This is a genomic window from Arthrobacter sp. PvP023 (genome assembly GCF_017832975.1).
GTDB lineage: Bacteria > Actinomycetota > Actinomycetes > Actinomycetales > Micrococcaceae > Arthrobacter.
Genome location: NZ_JAFIBI010000001.1, coordinates 349,129 through 366,466 on the forward strand (window position 1 = coordinate 349,129; position 17,338 = coordinate 366,466).

Sequence of the window (17,338 nt, forward strand, 5' to 3'; positions counted from 1 at the left end):
GCTCTCTCACCGGTGAGAGAGCGATGGCGTTTTTGTGGCAGGAAGTGAGAGAGCGTTGGGGCTCCGGCGGCAGTAATACGCTCATCACTTCTGATTAAATGATCATTCTCAGTTAGCATTTGAACATGAGGACTGAAGAGCGGCACCGGTTGATCGGTGAGTTGCTGCGGAACCGCGAAGAGGTGACCGTCGACGAGTTGATCGCGGAGTGCGGAGCATCCGGGGCGACGATCCGCCGCGACCTGGATACGCTGGCAGTCCATGGCGTCCTCCGCCGGGTGCACGGCGGAGCCAAGAGCCTGGTGCTCCGCGGCGAGAACCCCGGGTACGGGCAGCGGGAGCTGGAAGGGAAGGATGCCAAGGCCCGGATTGCCGCCGGCGTTGCCGACCTGCTGCAGGACCGCGAACACGTCTGGCTGGACAGCGGAACCACCGCAACCGGAATAGCCCGCCGGCTGCGGCATCGCGAACTGACGCTCATGCCCATGTCGCTGCCCGCCCTCAACGCTTTGACGGCGGAAGGCCAGGCCGGGCATCACCCCGCCCTGCTGGTTCCGGGCGGAAGCCTGATTCCGGGAGAGCTGTGCTTCCGGGGCCCGCTGGCCGAGGCCAACATCCGCTCCCTCCGCTTCGACACGGCCGTGGTGACCCCCTGCGCGGTCAACCTCAAAGACGGGCTGCTGGCGCACGACCTCGACGACGCCGCCGTCAAGCGCGCCGGCCTGGAATCCGCCGCCCGGGTCATTGCCGCCTGCGCAGGCTCGAAATGGAACGCCGCCGCCGTGGCGCTCGTCGCCGCCCTGGACGCCGTGGACATCATTGTCACGGACAGGTCATTCAGCCCGCAGGAACTCACGCAACTTGGAAAACTCTCAGTGAAAGTAGTGAATGTATGACCATCGCCGTCTCCACACAGAAGCTGAACGCCGCGGCAGCCGCCACGTTCCTGATCTTCGGGATCAACGGACTCGTGTTTGCCAGCTGGGCCGCCCGCATCCCCGCCGTCACCGAAATCCTGCACGTCACCTCCGGACAAATGGGTACGCTGCTCCTTTGCACCGCCGTGGGTTCACTGATCGCGCTTCCAACCGCAGGATGGGTGGTGGGCCGGATCGGAACCGCCAACACGGTCCGCGCCAGCGGACTCCTGGCTGCGGTGGCCGGCGTGGGCATCGCCCTCTCGCTGACGGCCGAATCGGTGCCCGGGACCGCAGTGGCGTTGTTCTTCTTTGGCATTGGCATCGGCTTGTGGGACGTTTCGCAGAACATCGAAGGGGCCGACGTCGAACACCGGCTTAAGCGGACCATCATGCCGCAGTTCCACGCGGCTTTCAGCGGTGGCGCCTTCGTAGGCGCCCTGATCGGCGCGGGCCTCTCCGGTCTTGGAGTGGGACTGCCTGCCCACCTGCTGGTCATTGCCGCCGTCGTGGCAGTCCTGACCATGGTGGCGCCCCGCTACTTCCTGCCGCACAATGCTGCCGAGGTCCCCGCCAGCGGCGAAGCAGCCGCACCGAAGGATGCATCCGCCTGGCGGGACAGCCGCACGCTGCTGATCGGCGTTGTGGTCCTCGGTGCCACCCTGACCGAAGGTGCCGGAAACGACTGGATCGCCAAAGCCTCCGTGGACGGCCTCGGAACCAGCGAATCCACCGGCGCACTGATGTTCGCGGTCTTCGTCCTGGCCATGACGGCCATGCGGTTCTGCGGCGGGTTCGTGATCGACAAGTACGGCCGTGTTGCCGTGCTGCGCGCCAGCATGGCCGCGGCCGCCGCGGGCCTTGGCCTCTTTGTGCTGGCGGGCAACGTGTGGCTGGCCACGGCCGGTGCCGCACTGTGGGGAATCGGCGCGGCACTGGCCTTCCCGATGGGCATGTCCGCCGCAGCCGACGATCCGAAGAAGGCTGCCGCCCGGGTGTCGGTGGTTTCCACGCTGGGCTACATCTCCTTCCTGGCGGGACCGCCGCTCCTCGGCTACCTCGGTGACCTCACCGGCATCCACCTTGCCCTGCTCGCGATCATGGTGCCCATCCTGGTGGCGCTCCTCCTGGCCGGAGCGGCCAAGCCCCTCCCCGGTGCGCCGCTCCGCAACGAGTAGTACAGGCCACACCCACCAACCGCAGCCAACCGCGGCAACCGCAGCGTCAGCGGTAGGGTGGGGAAATGCGAAGGATGCTGAGGAAAGGCCCGGGCCTGGTGGCCGGACTGGACCGGACATTACTCAAAGCCGTGTCCAACCTGCCTGGCGGAAACCACGATGTCCTGTTCCGCCGGCTCTCGGCGGCCGCAAATCATGGAAAGCTCTGGTTTGGGGTGGCCGGAGGGCTGGCCCTCATACCCGGCAAGCCCCGCCGTGCGGCCTTGCATGGGCTGATTGCCCAGGGTGTCGCATCGGCTGTCACCAACGTGGTGTTCAAAACGCTCCTTCCCCGGGCCCGGCCGCTGCCGGAGCATCTTCCCGTGTTCCGGTTCGTCAACCCGCAGCCCACAAGCTCGTCGATGCCATCAGGCCATTCGGCGTCCGCGGCGGCTTTTGCCGTGGGCGTGGGGCTGGTGCAGCCGGCCATTGGCGCAGCACTGGCACCCTTGGCCGCCGGCGTTGCGTACTCCCGGGTCCACACCGGCGCCCACTGGCCTTCGGATGTACTGTTCGGGTCGGCACTGGGAGCCGGAGCAGCCATGATCACCCGCAAGTGGTGGCCCGTCCGGCCGCCCTTCCCGGAAACCGCCCGGACCCCCGCCAACGCGGCCGCGCTGCCCGGCGGCGAAGGCCTCAACATCGCGGTTAACACGCTGGGCGGTTCATATGCACCGGAAACCATAAAGGCTTTACAAGATGTATTCCCATTGGCGCATATACGTGAGATTGACGAGGACGGGGACGTCGCCGCTGAGATCAGGGCGGTGGCTGCCCTGCCCGGAGTGAAGGCCCTCGGCGTGTGGGGCGGTGACGGAACGGTGGGCACCGCCGCTGCGGTCGCCGTCGAACTTTCCTTGCCCTTGCTGGTGCTTCCCGGCGGGACGCTCAACCACTTTGCCCGCGACGCCGGAACCTCCACCCTGGAGGAGGCCGTGGAGGCTGCTTCCGCCGGTTCGGCTGCCCGGGCGGATGTGGGGCACGTCCGGGTGGAACGGGGGCTCGCCGGAACCCCCGAAAAGCTGGAACGGACCATGCTCAACACGGCGAGCATCGGCCTCTACCCCAATCTGGTGCGCCGGCGGGAACAGCTCCGGCCGGCCCTCGGCAAACCGCTGGCCGGGGTGGTGGCAATGTTCCGGACGTTCGCGGCCGGCACGCCGACCACCATGATTGTGAACGGCGTCCGCCACAAGCTATGGATCCTTTACGTAGGCCGGGGCCGCTACTACCCCCGCGACCATGCACCGCTGGTACGTCCGGTGATGGACGACGGTGTCCTGGACCTGCGGATGATCACTGCCGATGAGTCCTTCGCCCGGATCCGGCTCCTGTGGTCCGTCCTGACGGGCACCGTGGCCACGTCCAGGATCACGCACTTGAGTGAATCCACGAAAGTGACGGTGGAAGCAGCGGGGTCGCCCATGGCACTGGCCGTGGACGGGGAAGCCATGCCGGGCGTGCGCCGCGTCGAGTTTACGGTGCTCCCCGGAGCGCTGACCTACTACTCCCCGGCCCCGGCGTAGGCAGCCTGCTGGTCATCCCTTGGGACTACCCTGATTCCACCCTGAATCATCCCTGAGACCGGCGAAAAGGGAACACCGCGTCTGTAGCGTGGGTGGTACGAACGGAGCTGCGACGAGCAGAGCCGTCACCGCATCCACAGCTACGCAAAGGAACGCTTCCATGATTGAAGCAAGAGGCCTGTCCAAGGTCTACGGCGAGAAAACCGCCGTGGGCGGAGTGGATTTCACGGTCCAGGCAGGCCGGGTGACCGGCTTCCTGGGCCCCAACGGAGCCGGCAAATCCACAACGATGAGAATGATCATGGGACTGGATACGCCGACGTCGGGCTCGGTCACCGTCAACGGGGTCTCGTTCACCAAGCACGCGGCTCCCCTCCGTGAAGTGGGCGCCCTGCTGGACGCCAAGGCCGTTCACACCGGCCGTTCGGCCTACAACCACCTCCTCGCCATGGCCGCGACGCACAGCATTCCCAAAAAGCGCGTCAACGAGGTCATCGAAATGACCGGCCTTGCCGACGTCGCCAAGAAGAAGGTCAAGGGATTTTCGCTCGGCATGGGGCAGCGGCTGGGCATTGCCGCGGCACTGCTGGGGGATCCGCAGACCATCATCCTGGATGAGCCGGTCAACGGGCTGGACCCCGAAGGCGTGGTGTGGGTCCGCAACCTGGTGAAATACCTGGCCTCGGAAGGGCGGACCGTCTTCCTGTCCAGCCACCTCATGAGCGAAATGGCTGTGACGGCGGACCACCTGATCGTGATCGGCCGCGGAAAAATCATCGCGGACGCCCCCATCAAGGACATCATCACGGGGAAGGGCGCGAGCCGCACCCGGGTCCGCACCGATGAGCCGGACCAGCTGATGCACCTCCTTGCCGGAACCGGCGTTTCGGTGGAGGCCCAGGACCACGAACTGCTGGAGGTCAAGGGCCTGGATCCGCGCCAGATCGCCCGTGCAGCCCTGGACAACCACGTCATGATTTACGAACTCACCCCGCTCCAGGCAAGCCTTGAAGAGGCCTACATGGAGCTGACCAAGGATGAGGTCGAATACCACTCGCTTATCACTACGGGTGCCGCGGCTCCCGTGCAGACCGGAGGGAAGTAAGCCATGAGCTCTACGACTTTGGAACCCAACCCCTCCGGCCGCAGGGCGGAGGGCGGCGCAGGACCCCAGGCCGGCGGTCCCGCCGGGCAGGCCGCACGCCCGGCCGGCAATTCGGCATCCCCGGGGCCCGGCCCCAGTTTCCTGCGGGTGCTGAACTCGGAATTCATCAAGTTCCGCACCCTGTTGTCCACACTGATCCTGCTTGGTTCCACCATGCTGGTGATGGTGGGCTTCGGTGCCCTGGCGGCGTGGTCCACCGGCCAGTTCCGCGAGCAGATGGCGTCGGACCCGGAAGCCGCGGCCCAGATGGCGGCCCAGGGCGGCGACATCGCCGTGAGTGCCCCGACGTCCGGCATCGCTTTTGCCCAGCTGATCCTCGGATCCCTCGGCGTCCTGCTGATGAGCTCCGAGTTCACCACCGGAATGGCGCGTTCCACGTTCGCGGCCGTACCGAAGAGGACGCCGGCCTTCGTGGCGAAATTCCTTGTGGTGGTAGTGGTGTCCTTCGTCCTGACGGGGGTTTCGACGCTGCTGGCGGGCCTGGTGTCCGTGCCGATCCTGGACAACTACGGCCTGAGCCTGGACCTTGCCAGCTCCCAGTCGGTCAAGCTCCTGCTCGTCAACAGCCTTTATGTGGCCGCGGTGGCCTCCATCGGCATGTCGCTGGGCAGCATCATCCGTAATTCCGCGGGCGGCATCATGAGCCTGGTGGGCCTGTTCTTCGTGGCTCCCATCGCCTTCCAGCTCATTCCCGGCGACTTCTTCGAGGAAGCCCGCAAGTACCTTCCCGGAAACACAGTGACGCCCCTGACTGCCGTGGAACATGTGGACGGAACCCTCGAGGTCTGGCAGGCGGCCCTGGTGCTGGGCGCGTGGGTGGTCATCCCGGCAGTGCTGGCCATGGTCCTGCTCAAGAAGCGGGACGTTTGAGCGGAAAGGGCGGCCGTACGGCCGCCTAGGCTCATCACATGAACGAAGAACCACCGGCAAGGGACGCAGCAACCTCCATCCAGGTTGATGCGTCCTTTGCCGCACTCGCCGACCGCCGACGCGGCCGGCTCCGCCGTTACCTGTACCGGCGGCCCAGGGTCATGGATGCGGTGGTGGTGCTCTGCTACCTGTTGCTGGTCACGCCCACCGCCGTGGACGCCGGGCTCGACGGCGGCTGGGCAGCCACCGCGCTGCTCGCCGCAGTCGCCGCGGCCCTCTTTTTCCGGCGGTCCCATCCGGTGGCCGTTGTTGCCGCCGTAGCCGTGCTGGAAGTGGGCATCACCGTCCTGCACCCCTGGGGCTCCAATGTTTCCGCGGGGCTGTGGTTTGCGCTGTATGCGTTGGCCGTCCAGCGGTCCCGCCGGTTCTCCATCACGGCGCTGGCGCTGGCAAATGCCCCGCTATCCCTGATGTATTTCCTGACCCTCGTGGGACCGCTGGAACGCGCCCTTCCCAACGGTGGTCCCGCAGCGCCGGAGAATTCGCAGCTGGTCTTTGGCATCGTTGCCGGCATCACCATCACGCTGTCCAACATCATCGCCACCGGTATCGGCATTTCCATCCGGCAGAGGCGGGAACACGAAGAGGAAATCGCTGCCTGGGCGGCCCGGACCGCGGCACTGGGTTCAGTCACCGAACGCAACCGGATCGCCCGGGAGATGCACGACGTCGTGGCCCACTCCCTGACGGTGATGCTCACCTTGTCCGACGGCGCCGCGGTGGTGGTCAGGAAGAGCCCGGAGCGCGCGGCTGAGGTCCTGACGGAGATTTCCCGGACCGGACGCACCGCCTTGGGAGACATGCGCCGGGTGCTGGGCGTCCTGCGCGACGAGTCGCCGGCGGGCCAGGCGCCCAGGCAACCCCTGAGCGCCGGCAACAGCCTGGCCAAACTCCTCGAGGGTTTCCGCACGGCGGGGTTGCCGCTGCACTATTCGCACACCGGGCCGGCCCTTCCCGAGGATGCGGCCTTCCAGCTGACCGTCTACCGCATCGTGCAGGAATCACTCACCAACGTCCTCCGCTACGGCCGGGCGCTCAGCCGGGTGGAGGTGAGCATGGTCCGGGCAGGCGGGACGGTCACCATTGAAGTGCTCGACGACGGCAGGGGTACCGTGGGCCACGGGGCGGCGGGCCCGGGCGGATCCGGGGTAGCGGCGGGCGGCCCCGGACCGCTGGGTTCCGGCCAGGGCCTGACCGGCATGCGTGAGCGGGCCGGCATTTACGGCGGTACGGTGGAAGCCGGACGCCCTGCCGGCGGCGGATGGCGCGTCCGGGCAGTTCTGAATTGGAATGGGGACCAAGGAAAAACATGAATGGCAATGCACCGATCAAAGTCCTGCTGGTGGACGACCAGCCGCTGCTAAGGATGGGCTTCCGCCTGATCCTTGAGGGCGAGGACGATCTTCGGATCGTGGGCGAAGCATCCGACGGCGCGGAAGCGATCCGGCAGGTCAGGGAAGTGGACCCCGACGTGGTGTTGATGGATGTCCGGATGCCGGTCCTGGACGGAATAGAGGCAACCCGGGCGGTGACCTCGTCCGGCTCCCACGCGAAGGTGATCATCCTCACGACCTTCGATCTCGACGAATACGCCTTTGCCGGCCTGCAGGCGGGCGCTTCGGCATTTCTGCTCAAGGATGTGGCACCGGCCGAACTGGTGAGTGCCGTGCGTGTGGTGGCGAGCGGCGACGCCGTGGTGGCGCCCCGTGTCACGCGCCGGCTGCTGGAAGCCTATGTCCGGGAGGGGAACCCGTCGGCAATCCCAGGACAACCAGCAGGCGCCCCCGCCCCCGCTCCGGCAGCCGGCCGGGGCCGGCACCCGCACGGCGAAGAGCAGCAGAGGGACCCCCTGCTGGAGGCACTGACGCCCCGGGAAACGGAGATGCTGGAGGCCATGGCAGAGGGACTGTCCAACGCCGAGATCGCCCACAGGTTCTTCCTTTCCGAGGCTACAGTGAAGACGCATGTGCGCCGGATCCTCGCCAAACTGCATCTCCGGGACAGGGTGCAGGCGGTGGTCTACGCCTATGAAACCGGACTGGTGGTGCCCAGCAATCCGGACTATTAGCTACTCTGAGGTAGATTTCGGGCACATTTCAAAGTTGCCCTAAAGGTCACTCCTGTTGCGTATTGGTGCCCTGCATTGTGTGAAGCTCCCTTTACGGTAACGTCAAAATGTTCGACTGCACATGATCCGGGCGGCGGCATCGGGTCTAGGGTGAAAAAGAAATGTGGCCTGCAACACGGTGATCCGTGTCGCCCGGGGCCCACACCCTCAACGAAGGACGGCGCTTCCATGCACGCTGACCAACAGCTTTCCAAGTCCCTGAAACCAAGGCACCTTTCGATGATCGCCATCGCCGGCGTGATTGGCGCCGGACTCTTTGTGGGTTCCGGTGCTGCCATCCAGCAGGCCGGTCCCGGCATCCTGCTCGCCTACATGGCCGCAGGAATTGTGGTGATCCTGGTGATGCGGATGCTCGGTGAAATGGCTGCCGCCAATCCTGAAACCGGATCATTCTCCACCTACGCGGACAAGGCGCTGGGCCGGTGGGCCGGATTCAGCATCGGCTGGCTCTACGCGTGGTTCTGGATCATCGTCCTCGGGATTGAGGCCACCGCCGGTGCGGCCATCATGCACCGCTGGGTTCCGGGCATCGACCAGTGGGTGTGGGCCCTGGTCCTCATGGTCCTGCTGACGCTCACCAACCTGGGCTCGGTGAAATCGTACGGAGAATTCGAGTTCTGGTTCGCCTCCATCAAAGTGGCCGCCATTGTGTTGTTCCTGCTCTTCGGCGTGGCCGCCATCCTGGGCCTGATTCCCGGAGTTCCGGCACCCGGACTGGACAACCTGGTCAACAACGGCGGATTCCTGCCCAACGGCCCCGGAGCGGTCCTCGCCGGCATCCTGGTGGTTGTGTTCTCCTTCTTCGGCGCCGAAATCGCCACCATTGCCGCCGGTGAATCCGAGAACCCGGTGGACGCCGTCAAGAAGGCCGTGAAGTCCACTGTCTGGCGCATCCTGGTGTTCTACATCGGCTCCATCGCCATCGTGGTCACCCTGCTGCCGTGGAACTCCGCCTCCGTTGCCAAGAGCCCGTACGTTGCCGTGATCGAACTGTTCGGCATCCCCGGCGCCGGAACCATCATGGACATTGTGGTGCTGACTTCGGTGCTGTCCTGCCTGAACTCCGGCCTCTACACCGCCAGCCGCATGCTGTTCTCCCTCGCCCGCCGCGGGGACGCACCCCGCGCCTGGACGAGGATCTCCGGCCGCGGCGTTCCAGCGTCCGCCGTGCTGGCCTCAACCGTGGTTGGGTTCATCACTGTGGGACTGAACTACATCGCCCCGGATACCGTGTTCCTGTTCCTCGTAAACACCTCGGGTGCGATTGCGCTGTTCGTCTGGCTGGTAATCGCCTCCTCGCAGCTCGTCCTCCGCCAGCGCATGGGTGCCGCCGCCAAGGACCTTGCCCTTAAGATGTGGCTGTTCCCGTACCTGACCTGGGTGGCCATCGCCAGCATCGTCGCGCTGCTTATCGGCATGGTGATCCTGGAATCCACGCGGGAGTCGCTGCTGCTCTCACTGGGCCTGGCCGCTGTGGTGGTGGGCGTGGGTGTCTGGCGTTACCGCAAGGGCCTCGGCGCCACTGGCACTGTTACGGAAGAGACCGCACCGGAAGAAGCCGGCGTGAGTGCCGGCCCGGCGTCGTAATTCAAAGGCGCTAGCCCGGGAAGCGGCTTAGCGCAACAGGAGCGGGCCCAGCCCGCCCGGAAACGGAGTCCGGCCACCTTCAGTCAAGGTGACCGGACTCCGTTCCGTTTGGAGCCGGCTGCACCGCGTCGAAGAAACGATGATCCCCGGTTGCGGCGGATGATCCGTGAATGCGGGAGCGGATGAAGCTGACGTCTGCCGCGGTGAGCTGTATGGCACCGTGCTGATCGCGGACCACGGGCTCGTCCGCAACCCGGGCGACGATGGCCGAAATCGTCCTGGGCAGCACAACGCACCCGGGATTGTCCATGAGCCACTGGCGGGTCGCGGGATCAAGCCGGTGCCACTGTGATTTCAGTTCCATGAGGGGACCCGTTCCATGTGTTGGTTAGCCTCTTTCCCGGTCGGGCTGCTGTTTGATGGCGGAGCTGGGCTAATCGCGGCTGATGGGAAGCCGCTTCTCGGCGGCATCGGTTCCAGGTGCCGCGGGAAGAGGGGTCCTGACTTCCAGGACGCCGTTCCGGAAGGACACTTTGATGTCCTTGTCCGTCACACCCTCCGGCAACGGCAGGTTGCGGCTGAATCGGCGATACCTCAGTCCGGAAGGAAAGCGGTCCCCGTCGGAGTTGCCGCCGGCCTCGTCGCGCCCTGCCCGGATGTGCAGCACTCCGCCGGCCACTGAAACCTCAATGTCCCTGTCGGGATCAGCGCCGGGCATCTGGGCCCGGACCACGAGGGTCTCCTCGTCGACGTACTCGTCGACACTGACTTCCGCGACGCTCGCGGCCATTGGCGCGTCCGGGTGTTCGAAGGGGCGTGCCATCGCGCCAGCGAACGGTGACGGCTTCCTGCCCGCCCCGTCCTGGGCAGACGGCCACCGGGCCGATTCGAACGGGGACCATTTCAACGCACCGGACATAGCTCTCTCCTGATTGTTCTCCTGGCAAGCCGACACCCATTGGCGGCCCGGACCCAAACCCCAGTAGATACCCATCCCCGGACCGGACAACAGGGCCCAAAGTCCCCGGTGGTGCAGGAGTGAACCCGCCCACAGGCAGAGCCCGCATCCGCGTGCGGGAATTTATCCAAACAGAGGACTTTCGTCCCTTACCGGTCGAAGGCATGCGGGGCATCATGGATGGGAATCCCCACGACCACCTTCGGAAGGAAACCATGGCGGGACAATTTGAACTTTTCGCGGACGATGCAGCCGGGGTGCGTTTCAGGATGATCGCCCCCGACGGCACGGTGCTGGCCGTGTCCCGGCCGTTTCCGGATACCAGGGCGGCCGCCGCCGGCATCGAGGCAATGCGGGAATGCGCCGGCACAGGACTGATCAGGAACCTTTGTCCAAACGTCCACGAGCCGGTAAAGACCCGAACCATGAAGACCCCCGCACCCTCGGCAGTCGCACAGCGGGCTCACAGGAAAGGCCTATGCGCGGCATAGCCCGTCAGCGTTTGATGTGTCCATGACAACGTCACCGCAACCTTCCCGCGAACCCCATCCCGACCACGATCGCGGCCTTGAATTCGACCTCTCCACCCTGATGAGCCGGCGTTCCCTGGGCCTCTTTTTCGGTGCCGGCACAGCGGCCGCCGCCTTGGCAGCCTGCACTCCCGGCGGCGGGTCCGCTTCCGGAACGGCGAGCACGACGGCGGCCGCCAGCAGTTCCGCAACCACCACGCCGACTCCCTCAGCGTCTGCGTCCGCTACACCCTCCGCGTCACCCACGCTGACCCGTGCCATCGCTGAATGCGGCGTGGAAATTCCGCAGGAGACAGCGGGGCCCTATCCTGGAGACGGTTCCAATGGCCCCAACGTCCTGGAGGCGTCCGGCGTGGTCCGGCAGGACATCACCGCCAGCTTCGGGACCTCCACCACCAAGGCCGAAGGCATCCCGCTGACGGTCACCTTGACTCTCCTGGACAACGCCAGCGGCTGCAAACCCCTTGCCGGGGCCGCCGTCTACGCCTGGCACTGCGACCGGGACGGCAAATACTCGATGTACGACGCCGGACTTGAAAATGAGAACTTCCTTCGCGGTGTCCAGGAAGCGGATGCCAACGGGCAGGTCTCTTTCACCACCATCTACCCCGGTGCCTACAACGGCCGCTGGCCGCACATCCACTTCGAAGTCTTCGAGTCCATGAGCAATGCCACGGCTGCCGGCCAGGTGCTGGCGGTCTCCCAGATCGCCATGACGGAGGCAGCATGCAACGAGGTTTACGCAACGGCAGGATATGAGTCCAGTGCCCGGAATTTTCCGAACACCACGCTTACCTCGGACAACGTGTTTGGCGACGATGGCGGAATCCACCAGTTGGCCACCATGTCCGGTTCAGTGGCCGCCGGCTACTCGGCAGGACTCAACGTCACGGTCTAGGACAAGGCCTCAGGCGCGGGCCGCCGGGTCCCGGCTAGACTCGGAGCCATGCCTTCCCACGCCACTGCCGCAGACCACATCCAGGACCTCGGCGCGTACGTCAGCGCCTCGCCGTCGAGCTTTCACGCAGTACAGGAAGCCGCGAGCCGGCTGGACCAGGCGGGCTTCACCGGCCTGGACGAACTGGCGGCATGGCCGGCCGGCAGTGGCACGAATGGCGGTGGGGCGGGGCGGTTCTATGTGGTCCGCGACGGCGCCCTGATCGCATGGGTGACTCCGAAGAATGCCGGACCGACCACCGGCTTCAACATCCTCGGGGCACACACCGATTCGCCGTCATTCAAACTCAAGCCCAAGCCCACCACGGGAAAATTCGGCTGGCTGCAGGCCGGTGTGGAGGTCTACGGCGGCCCCCTGCTCAATTCCTGGCTGGACCGGGAACTGCAGCTGGCCGGCCGGCTGGTGATGCTGGACGGTACACAGCGCCTGACCGCCACCGGTCCGCTGCTGAGGTTCCCGCAGCTCGCCATCCACCTGGATCGCGCGGTCAATGAGGGCCTGGTGCTGGACAAGCAGCAGCACATGAATCCCGTCTTTGGGCTCGGCGATCCGGGAGCCGAGGACCTCCTCGCGCTGCTGGCCGAACGGGCCACCGCAGCGGCTCCCGGCTCCGCGCCGGTGGATCCGGGACAGATCGGCGGGTACGACGTCGTTGTGGCAGACACGCAACCGGCCGCGGTTTTCGGGGCCAAGGGTGAGTTCTTTGCCTCCGGACGGCTGGACAACCTGTCCGCCACCCATGCCGGCCTGGCCGCGCTCATCGCACATGCCGAGGCCGGAGACCAGGAGGACGGGGGCCCCGTCGCGGTACTGGCGGCGTTCGACCACGAGGAGATCGGTTCCAACTCGCGGTCGGGGGCCTGCGGACCGCTCCTCGAAGACGTCTTGGTGCGCATCTCGGACGGCCTCGGGGCGTCGGCCAGCCAGCGCCGGCAGGCCCTGGCGGCGTCGTTCTGCGTGTCGGCCGACGCCGGCCACGCGGTGCACCCGAACTACGCGGAGCGCCATGACCCGGTCAACCGGCCTGTGCTCAACGGCGGCCCGTTGCTCAAGATCAACGCCAACCAGCGCTACGCGACCGACGGCCCGGGTGCCGCCTTCTGGGCGCGGCTGTGCTCCGATGCGGGGGTCCCGTACCAGGAGTTCGTCTCGAACAACGTGATGCCGTGCGGGTCCACGATCGGGCCGCTGACGGCGACGCGGCTGGGTATCAGGACCGTGGACGTAGGTGTGCCGCTGCTGTCCATGCACTCCGCCCGTGAACTCTGCGGCGTCGAAGACCCCTTCCGGCTGGCCCGGGTGACCGAGCTGTTCTTCCGGACGGCTGCCTAGGCGGGGATGTATGTGCCCGTGCAACAGGCCGGTTCTTACGCGAGCCCGATCACCAGGTTGATGGTGGTGGCCAGGATGACGGTGCCGAAGAGATAGGACAGCAGGCTGTGTTTGAGCGCTTCGGCCCTGATGAGGTGGTTCTGCAGATTGGTGTCGGACACCTGGTATGTCATGCCCAGGCTCGTGGCCAGGTAGGCGAAGTCCGTGTACTGCGGAGGCCGGTCCTGGTTGAAATCTATGCCGCCCGCGTCCGATCCGCCGCGCTTCCCGGGACTGTAGTACAGCTCGGCGTAGCGCAGGGTGAAAAGGGTCTGCACCAGGATCCACGACAACGCGACGCACGCCAGGGCCAGGAGGCCGCCGCTCAGTCGCGAGCCGCCGTCGGACCTGTGCGAGTCCACCACCACGGCGGCAACTGCGGCCAGGCTGGCGACGTTGGCCACCAGGATGAGCAGGTCGGTGGTGCTGCGGGACGGGTCCTCAGACGTCGCGTGGGCGCGGGTCCCTGCGGGGTCGAGGCGTCCCACTACAAGCCAGACCCAGGCCACGTAGACCAGTGCGGCGCTGCCCCAGCCGACGGCCGGCGCCTCCACCCAATATCCGGACAGTCCGGTGGCCGCAGCGGCCGCCAGCCCGGTCATAACCATGGCAAGAAACCGCAGCCGGCTTCGTTTCACCCTGGCGGGCAGCGGGCTGGTGTCCATGTGTCGATACTCTAGCCAAACAAACAGGCTGCGCCCGGTTCCGGTTCGTTTTTCCACATAGGGGCCCGGAGCGTTTCCGCCCGGCACGGACCCGGGACTAGCCTGAAGCGGTCACGAATCGCCGAAACCGGCCTAAATGCACTAAGATATTGAAGTCTGTGCTGCGTCCTGCCTCCGTTTTGGGGACGGATGCGCACGGCACCGCAAATGAACCTCCTGTTACGGAAATGCCGTAACCGCTTAGCCCAAAGGAGGTGGGTTCACATATGCGTCCTTACGAATTGATGGTAATCATCGACCCCGAGGTCGAAGAGCGTACCGTTGAGCCGTCGCTTCAGAAGTTCCTGAACGTCATCACCAACGATGGTGGAACCATCGAAAAGGTTGACATCTGGGGCCGTCGTCGACTGGCTTACGAAATCAAGAAGAAGTCTGAAGGTATCTACGCCGTGGTGAACTTCACCGCCAAGCCGGACACCGCCAAGGAACTTGACCGCCAGCTGAGTCTCAACGAGACCATCATGCGCACCAAGATCACCCGCCCCGAAGAGCAGAAGGTCGTTGCTGAGTAATTTCAGCATCGTGCATTCAATCTTTACCCCGCAGGAACGAACAAGGAGGCAGTAGATGGCAGGCGAAACCACTATTACGGTCATCGGTAATCTCACCAATGACCCCGAACTGAGGTTCACACCGTCAGGTTCGGCAGTAGCGAATTTCACCATCGCTTCTACGCCCCGCACCTTCGATCGCCAGTCAAACGAGTGGAAGGACGGGGAAACCCTGTTCCTCCGCGCGTCCGTCTGGCGTGAAGCAGCCGAAAACGTCGCAGAATCCCTCACGAAGGGTATGCGGGTAATCGTTTCCGGACGTTTGAAGAGCCGTTCCTACGAAACCAAAGAAGGCGAAAAGCGCACCGTTATCGAGCTCGAAGTCGATGAAATCGGCCCGAGCCTGCGCTACGCCAACGCCAAGGTCAACCGCACCCAGCGCTCCGGCGGTCAGGGTGGCCAGGGTGGCTTCGGCGGCGGCAACAGCGGCGGTGGGTTCGGTGGCGGCCAGGGTGCAAGCCAGGGTGGCACTACCGGAGGAAACTGGGGCGGCAACCAGCCCGCAGCAGCGCAGGAAGACCCTTGGGCAACGCCCGGTGTCAGCAATGCAGGCGGCGGCTGGGGCAACGGCCCGGATTCCGAACCTCCCTTCTAACCAATAATTCAGGTCCGGTGCCGGAACCCGCCGGGATGCCTTACGGCTCCCGGGTGAGTGCCGCCGTCGAACCACCACCATCCCGTGGATCAATATCCACGGGCTCCATAGAATAGGAGCTCCACGATGGCTAAGGCTGAACTCCGTAAGCCCAAACCAAAGTCCAACCCCTTGAAGGCCGCTGACATCACCGTCATCGACTACAAGGACGTAGCATTGCTGCGCAAGTTCATCTCCGACCGCGGAAAGATCCGCGCCCGTCGCGTCACTGGCGTCACGGTGCAGGAACAGCGCAAAATCGCCCAGGCAATCAAGAACGCCCGCGAAGTTGCTCTGCTGCCTTACTCCGGCGCTGGCCGCGGCTAAGGAAGGGATTAACTAAAATGGCAAAGCTCATTCTGACCCACGAAGTAACCGGTCTCGGTGCTGCTGGCGATGTTGTCGAGGTCAAGGACGGTTACGCACGTAACTTCCTGCTGCCCCGCGGTTTCGCACTGACCTGGTCCAAGGGTGGCGAGAAGCAGGTTGAGTCCATCAAGGCTGCCCGCGCTGCCCGCGAGCACGCTTCCCTGGAAGACGCTCAGAAGCAGGCCGCTGCACTGCAGGCCAAGCCGGTCAAGCTCGTTGTCAAGGCTGGCGAGACCGGACGTCTGTTCGGCACCGTCAAGCAGGGCGACGTGGCCGACGCTGTTGAGGCCGCCGGCCTCGGCCGCATCGACAAGCGCAAGGTTGAACTGCCGGCTCACATCAAGTCGACCGGTTCCTACCAGGCCAACGTCCGTCTGCACGACGACGTTGCCGCTGTGATCGAACTCGACGTAGTCGCAGGCAAGTAGTCCCTCCGGCCAACCGCCAGAGCGCTACGCAGTCCTGAACTGCTGAAGGCCCCCGCCTCGGATTCCCTTTTTTGGAACCGAAGGAGGGGGCCTTTGTTCTTTAATTCCCGGCTGTTCAAACGGCCTGCCGCGGCCGGGGGCTACTCCTGGTGCATCACGGTTGTGGAGTGCCGGTGCCCCGCCCGGATGAGTTCGGCCAGCACGCCTTCATCCACGTCCTCGAGTTTGTTGATGTAGAGGCACCCTGCGCCGACCTTGTGCTTGCCAAGGCGCGGCAGAAGCTCCGCGGCTTCGGGCGCGTAGGTCAGGCCATAGAGGGAGAGGCTCCCCTTCCGCGGGGAGAAGCCGACGGCCACCGTGTCCCCCTCGCGGCCGCTCTCATACCGGTAGTGGTAGCTGCCAAACCCCACGATGCCGGGGCCCCACATCACGGGTGTTTCGCCGGTGTGTTCCTTCATGAGGGCCAGGAGCCGCAGGCCGTCCCGCTGCCGGGCGGGATTCTCCACGCCGTCAAGGAAGTCCTCCACGGAAGCGTCGGTTGCCTGCGTCTTGTTTTCAACCATGACGGCAGTCTGGCAGACACCGCTGCGCTTGTCAGCAGGGTTCGCCGGCAGTGTTCCGTTGCCGTGGAATAAACGCGGGAGCGGACAGGTTGACTCGATAGATGCAAACGCATGTAGTCTTGATTTACCGTTGACCTCAGGAGTAAACCGTGGAAACCCGCCGCATAACCGTCCTCAGCGCCGGACTGGGCGTACCGTCGTCGAGCAGGCTGCTGGCCGATCAACTCGCAGCCGCGGGCCAACGCAGGCTCAGGGCCGCCGGCTACGAGGTGTCCATCGATGTGGTGGAACTCCGTGATCTGGCCGTGGACATTGCCAACAACTTCGTCACCGGCTACGCGCCACCGCGGCTGGCCGAAGTGATTGCCGGCGTGGAGGACTCCGACGGCATCATCGCCGTCACGCCGGTGTTCAGCGCCTCCTACAGCGGCCTGTTCAAGTCGTTCTTCGATGTCCTGGACCCCAAGGCGCTGGAGGGCAAGGCCGTCCTCCTTGGGGCAACCGGCGGCACCGACCGCCACCAGATGGTTCTGGACTATGCCATGCGGCCCTTGTTCAGCTACCTTCGGACCCGCACGGCTGCCACCGGCGTCTTCGCCGGGCCCCAGGACTGGGGAAACGCGGACGACGGCGGCTCGCCCCTTTCGGTGCGGATCGACAGGGCGGCGGAAGAGTTTACGGAGCTTGTCACAGCCTCGCGGCCGCGGCGGAGGCCGGACGCCGCCGGTTCCCTGCCGTTTGAACAGCTCCTGGCCGGCATCTCGAACGGCCGCTAGGCACC

20 protein-coding genes are annotated in these 17,338 nt (G+C 65.4%); 16 read left to right on the forward strand and 4 right to left on the reverse strand.

The genetic code is table 11. The features are described from left to right. Positions 1-125: 125 nt before the first annotated feature. The 8 genes from JOE31_RS01620 (at position 126) to JOE31_RS01655 (ending at position 9,470) form a co-directional block, all read left to right on the forward strand. Entirely contained in the window at positions 126-896 is a 771-nt protein-coding gene (locus JOE31_RS01620; protein WP_209741835.1) for a DeoR/GlpR family DNA-binding transcription regulator, read from the forward strand. Next, the gene (locus JOE31_RS01625) at positions 893-2,095 is read left to right on the forward strand and encodes an MFS transporter (protein ID WP_209741836.1); all 1,203 of its coding nucleotides are present in this window, start codon (positions 893-895) and stop codon (positions 2,093-2,095) included. Before JOE31_RS01620 ends, JOE31_RS01625 begins: the two co-directional genes overlap by 4 nt. A gap of 65 nt (positions 2,096-2,160) precedes the next feature. Beyond that, entirely contained in the window at positions 2,161-3,660 is a 1,500-nt protein-coding gene (locus JOE31_RS01630) for a bifunctional phosphatase PAP2/diacylglycerol kinase family protein (RefSeq protein ID WP_209741837.1), read from the forward strand. Between the two features lie 160 nt (positions 3,661-3,820). Further along, the gene (locus JOE31_RS01635) at positions 3,821-4,765 is read left to right on the forward strand and encodes an ABC transporter ATP-binding protein (RefSeq protein WP_209741838.1); all 945 of its coding nucleotides are present in this window, start codon (positions 3,821-3,823) and stop codon (positions 4,763-4,765) included. Positions 4,766-4,768: 3 nt separating this feature from the next. Next, positions 4,769-5,695: an ABC transporter permease gene (locus JOE31_RS01640; protein ID WP_209741839.1), complete on the forward strand. Its 927-nt coding sequence runs from the start codon at positions 4,769-4,771 to the stop codon at positions 5,693-5,695. Between the two features lie 38 nt (positions 5,696-5,733). After that, positions 5,734-7,068, forward strand: a complete 1,335-nt coding sequence (locus JOE31_RS01645; RefSeq protein WP_209741840.1) for a sensor histidine kinase — start codon at positions 5,734-5,736, stop codon at positions 7,066-7,068. Beyond that, complete coding sequence (locus tag JOE31_RS01650; protein ID WP_209741841.1) at positions 7,065-7,823, forward strand: response regulator transcription factor; 759 nt, start codon at positions 7,065-7,067, stop codon at positions 7,821-7,823. Before JOE31_RS01645 ends, JOE31_RS01650 begins: the two co-directional genes overlap by 4 nt. Positions 7,824-8,051: 228 nt before the next feature. Continuing rightward, positions 8,052-9,470: an amino acid permease gene (locus JOE31_RS01655; protein WP_209741842.1), complete on the forward strand. Its 1,419-nt coding sequence runs from the start codon at positions 8,052-8,054 to the stop codon at positions 9,468-9,470. A 79-nt stretch (positions 9,471-9,549) separates the two neighbouring features. Here the strand turns inward: JOE31_RS01655 and JOE31_RS01660 are convergent, their stop codons facing one another. Both JOE31_RS01660 and JOE31_RS01665 read right to left on the reverse strand, forming a co-directional pair. Further along, a complete protein-coding gene (locus JOE31_RS01660) occupies positions 9,550-9,834 on the reverse strand; it encodes a hypothetical protein (RefSeq protein ID WP_209741843.1) in 285 nt (94 codons plus the stop codon). Between the two features lie 69 nt (positions 9,835-9,903). After that, complete coding sequence (locus JOE31_RS01665; RefSeq protein ID WP_209741844.1) at positions 9,904-10,389, reverse strand: Hsp20/alpha crystallin family protein; 486 nt, start codon at positions 10,387-10,389, stop codon at positions 9,904-9,906. Positions 10,390-10,604: 215 nt separating this feature from the next. On the opposite strand from JOE31_RS01665, the gene JOE31_RS01670 reads away from it, so the two are divergent. From JOE31_RS01670 to JOE31_RS01680, 3 genes are read left to right on the forward strand one after another with little or no spacing between them, the layout of a single operon-like run. Beyond that, entirely contained in the window at positions 10,605-10,919 is a 315-nt protein-coding gene (locus tag JOE31_RS01670; RefSeq protein WP_245198906.1) for a DUF1508 domain-containing protein, read from the forward strand. A 22-nt stretch (positions 10,920-10,941) separates the two neighbouring features. After that, positions 10,942-11,856: an intradiol ring-cleavage dioxygenase gene (locus tag JOE31_RS01675; protein WP_209741845.1), complete on the forward strand. Its 915-nt coding sequence runs from the start codon at positions 10,942-10,944 to the stop codon at positions 11,854-11,856. Between the two features lie 48 nt (positions 11,857-11,904). After that, positions 11,905-13,248 (forward strand): M18 family aminopeptidase, encoded by a 1,344-nt coding sequence (locus JOE31_RS01680; RefSeq protein WP_209741846.1) that lies wholly within the window; start codon positions 11,905-11,907, stop codon positions 13,246-13,248. 35 nt (positions 13,249-13,283) lie between these two features. Here JOE31_RS01680 and JOE31_RS01685 read toward each other — a convergent pair whose 3' ends face one another. Beyond that, the gene (locus JOE31_RS01685; protein ID WP_209741847.1) at positions 13,284-13,952 is read right to left on the reverse strand and encodes a DUF1345 domain-containing protein; all 669 of its coding nucleotides are present in this window, start codon (positions 13,950-13,952) and stop codon (positions 13,284-13,286) included. A 266-nt stretch (positions 13,953-14,218) separates the two neighbouring features. Here JOE31_RS01685 and rpsF point away from each other — a divergent pair, with 266 nt between their 5' ends. The 4 genes from rpsF (at position 14,219) to rplI (ending at position 15,994) form a co-directional block, all read left to right on the forward strand. Then, positions 14,219-14,524 (forward strand): 30S ribosomal protein S6, encoded by a 306-nt coding sequence (gene rpsF, locus JOE31_RS01690; RefSeq protein WP_011693941.1) that lies wholly within the window; start codon positions 14,219-14,221, stop codon positions 14,522-14,524. Between the two features lie 55 nt (positions 14,525-14,579). Continuing rightward, positions 14,580-15,158, forward strand: a complete 579-nt coding sequence (locus JOE31_RS01695) for a single-stranded DNA-binding protein (protein ID WP_209741848.1) — start codon at positions 14,580-14,582, stop codon at positions 15,156-15,158. Positions 15,159-15,284: 126 nt separating this feature from the next. After that, a complete protein-coding gene (rpsR, locus tag JOE31_RS01700; RefSeq protein ID WP_003800144.1) occupies positions 15,285-15,524 on the forward strand; it encodes a 30S ribosomal protein S18 in 240 nt (79 codons plus the stop codon). A gap of 17 nt (positions 15,525-15,541) precedes the next feature. Next, entirely contained in the window at positions 15,542-15,994 is a 453-nt protein-coding gene (gene rplI / locus JOE31_RS01705) for a 50S ribosomal protein L9 (protein WP_043479709.1), read from the forward strand. 140 nt (positions 15,995-16,134) lie between these two features. On the opposite strand, the gene JOE31_RS01710 is transcribed toward rplI, so the two are convergent. Next, positions 16,135-16,557: a DUF1801 domain-containing protein gene (locus JOE31_RS01710; protein WP_209741849.1), complete on the reverse strand. Its 423-nt coding sequence runs from the start codon at positions 16,555-16,557 to the stop codon at positions 16,135-16,137. Positions 16,558-16,706: 149 nt separating this feature from the next. On the opposite strand from JOE31_RS01710, the gene JOE31_RS01715 reads away from it, so the two are divergent. Next, positions 16,707-17,333 carry an FMN reductase gene (locus JOE31_RS01715; protein ID WP_209741850.1) on the forward strand — a complete coding sequence of 209 codons (627 nt, stop codon included), beginning with the start codon at positions 16,707-16,709 and terminating at the stop codon, positions 17,331-17,333. Positions 17,334-17,338: the final 5 nt, after the last annotated feature.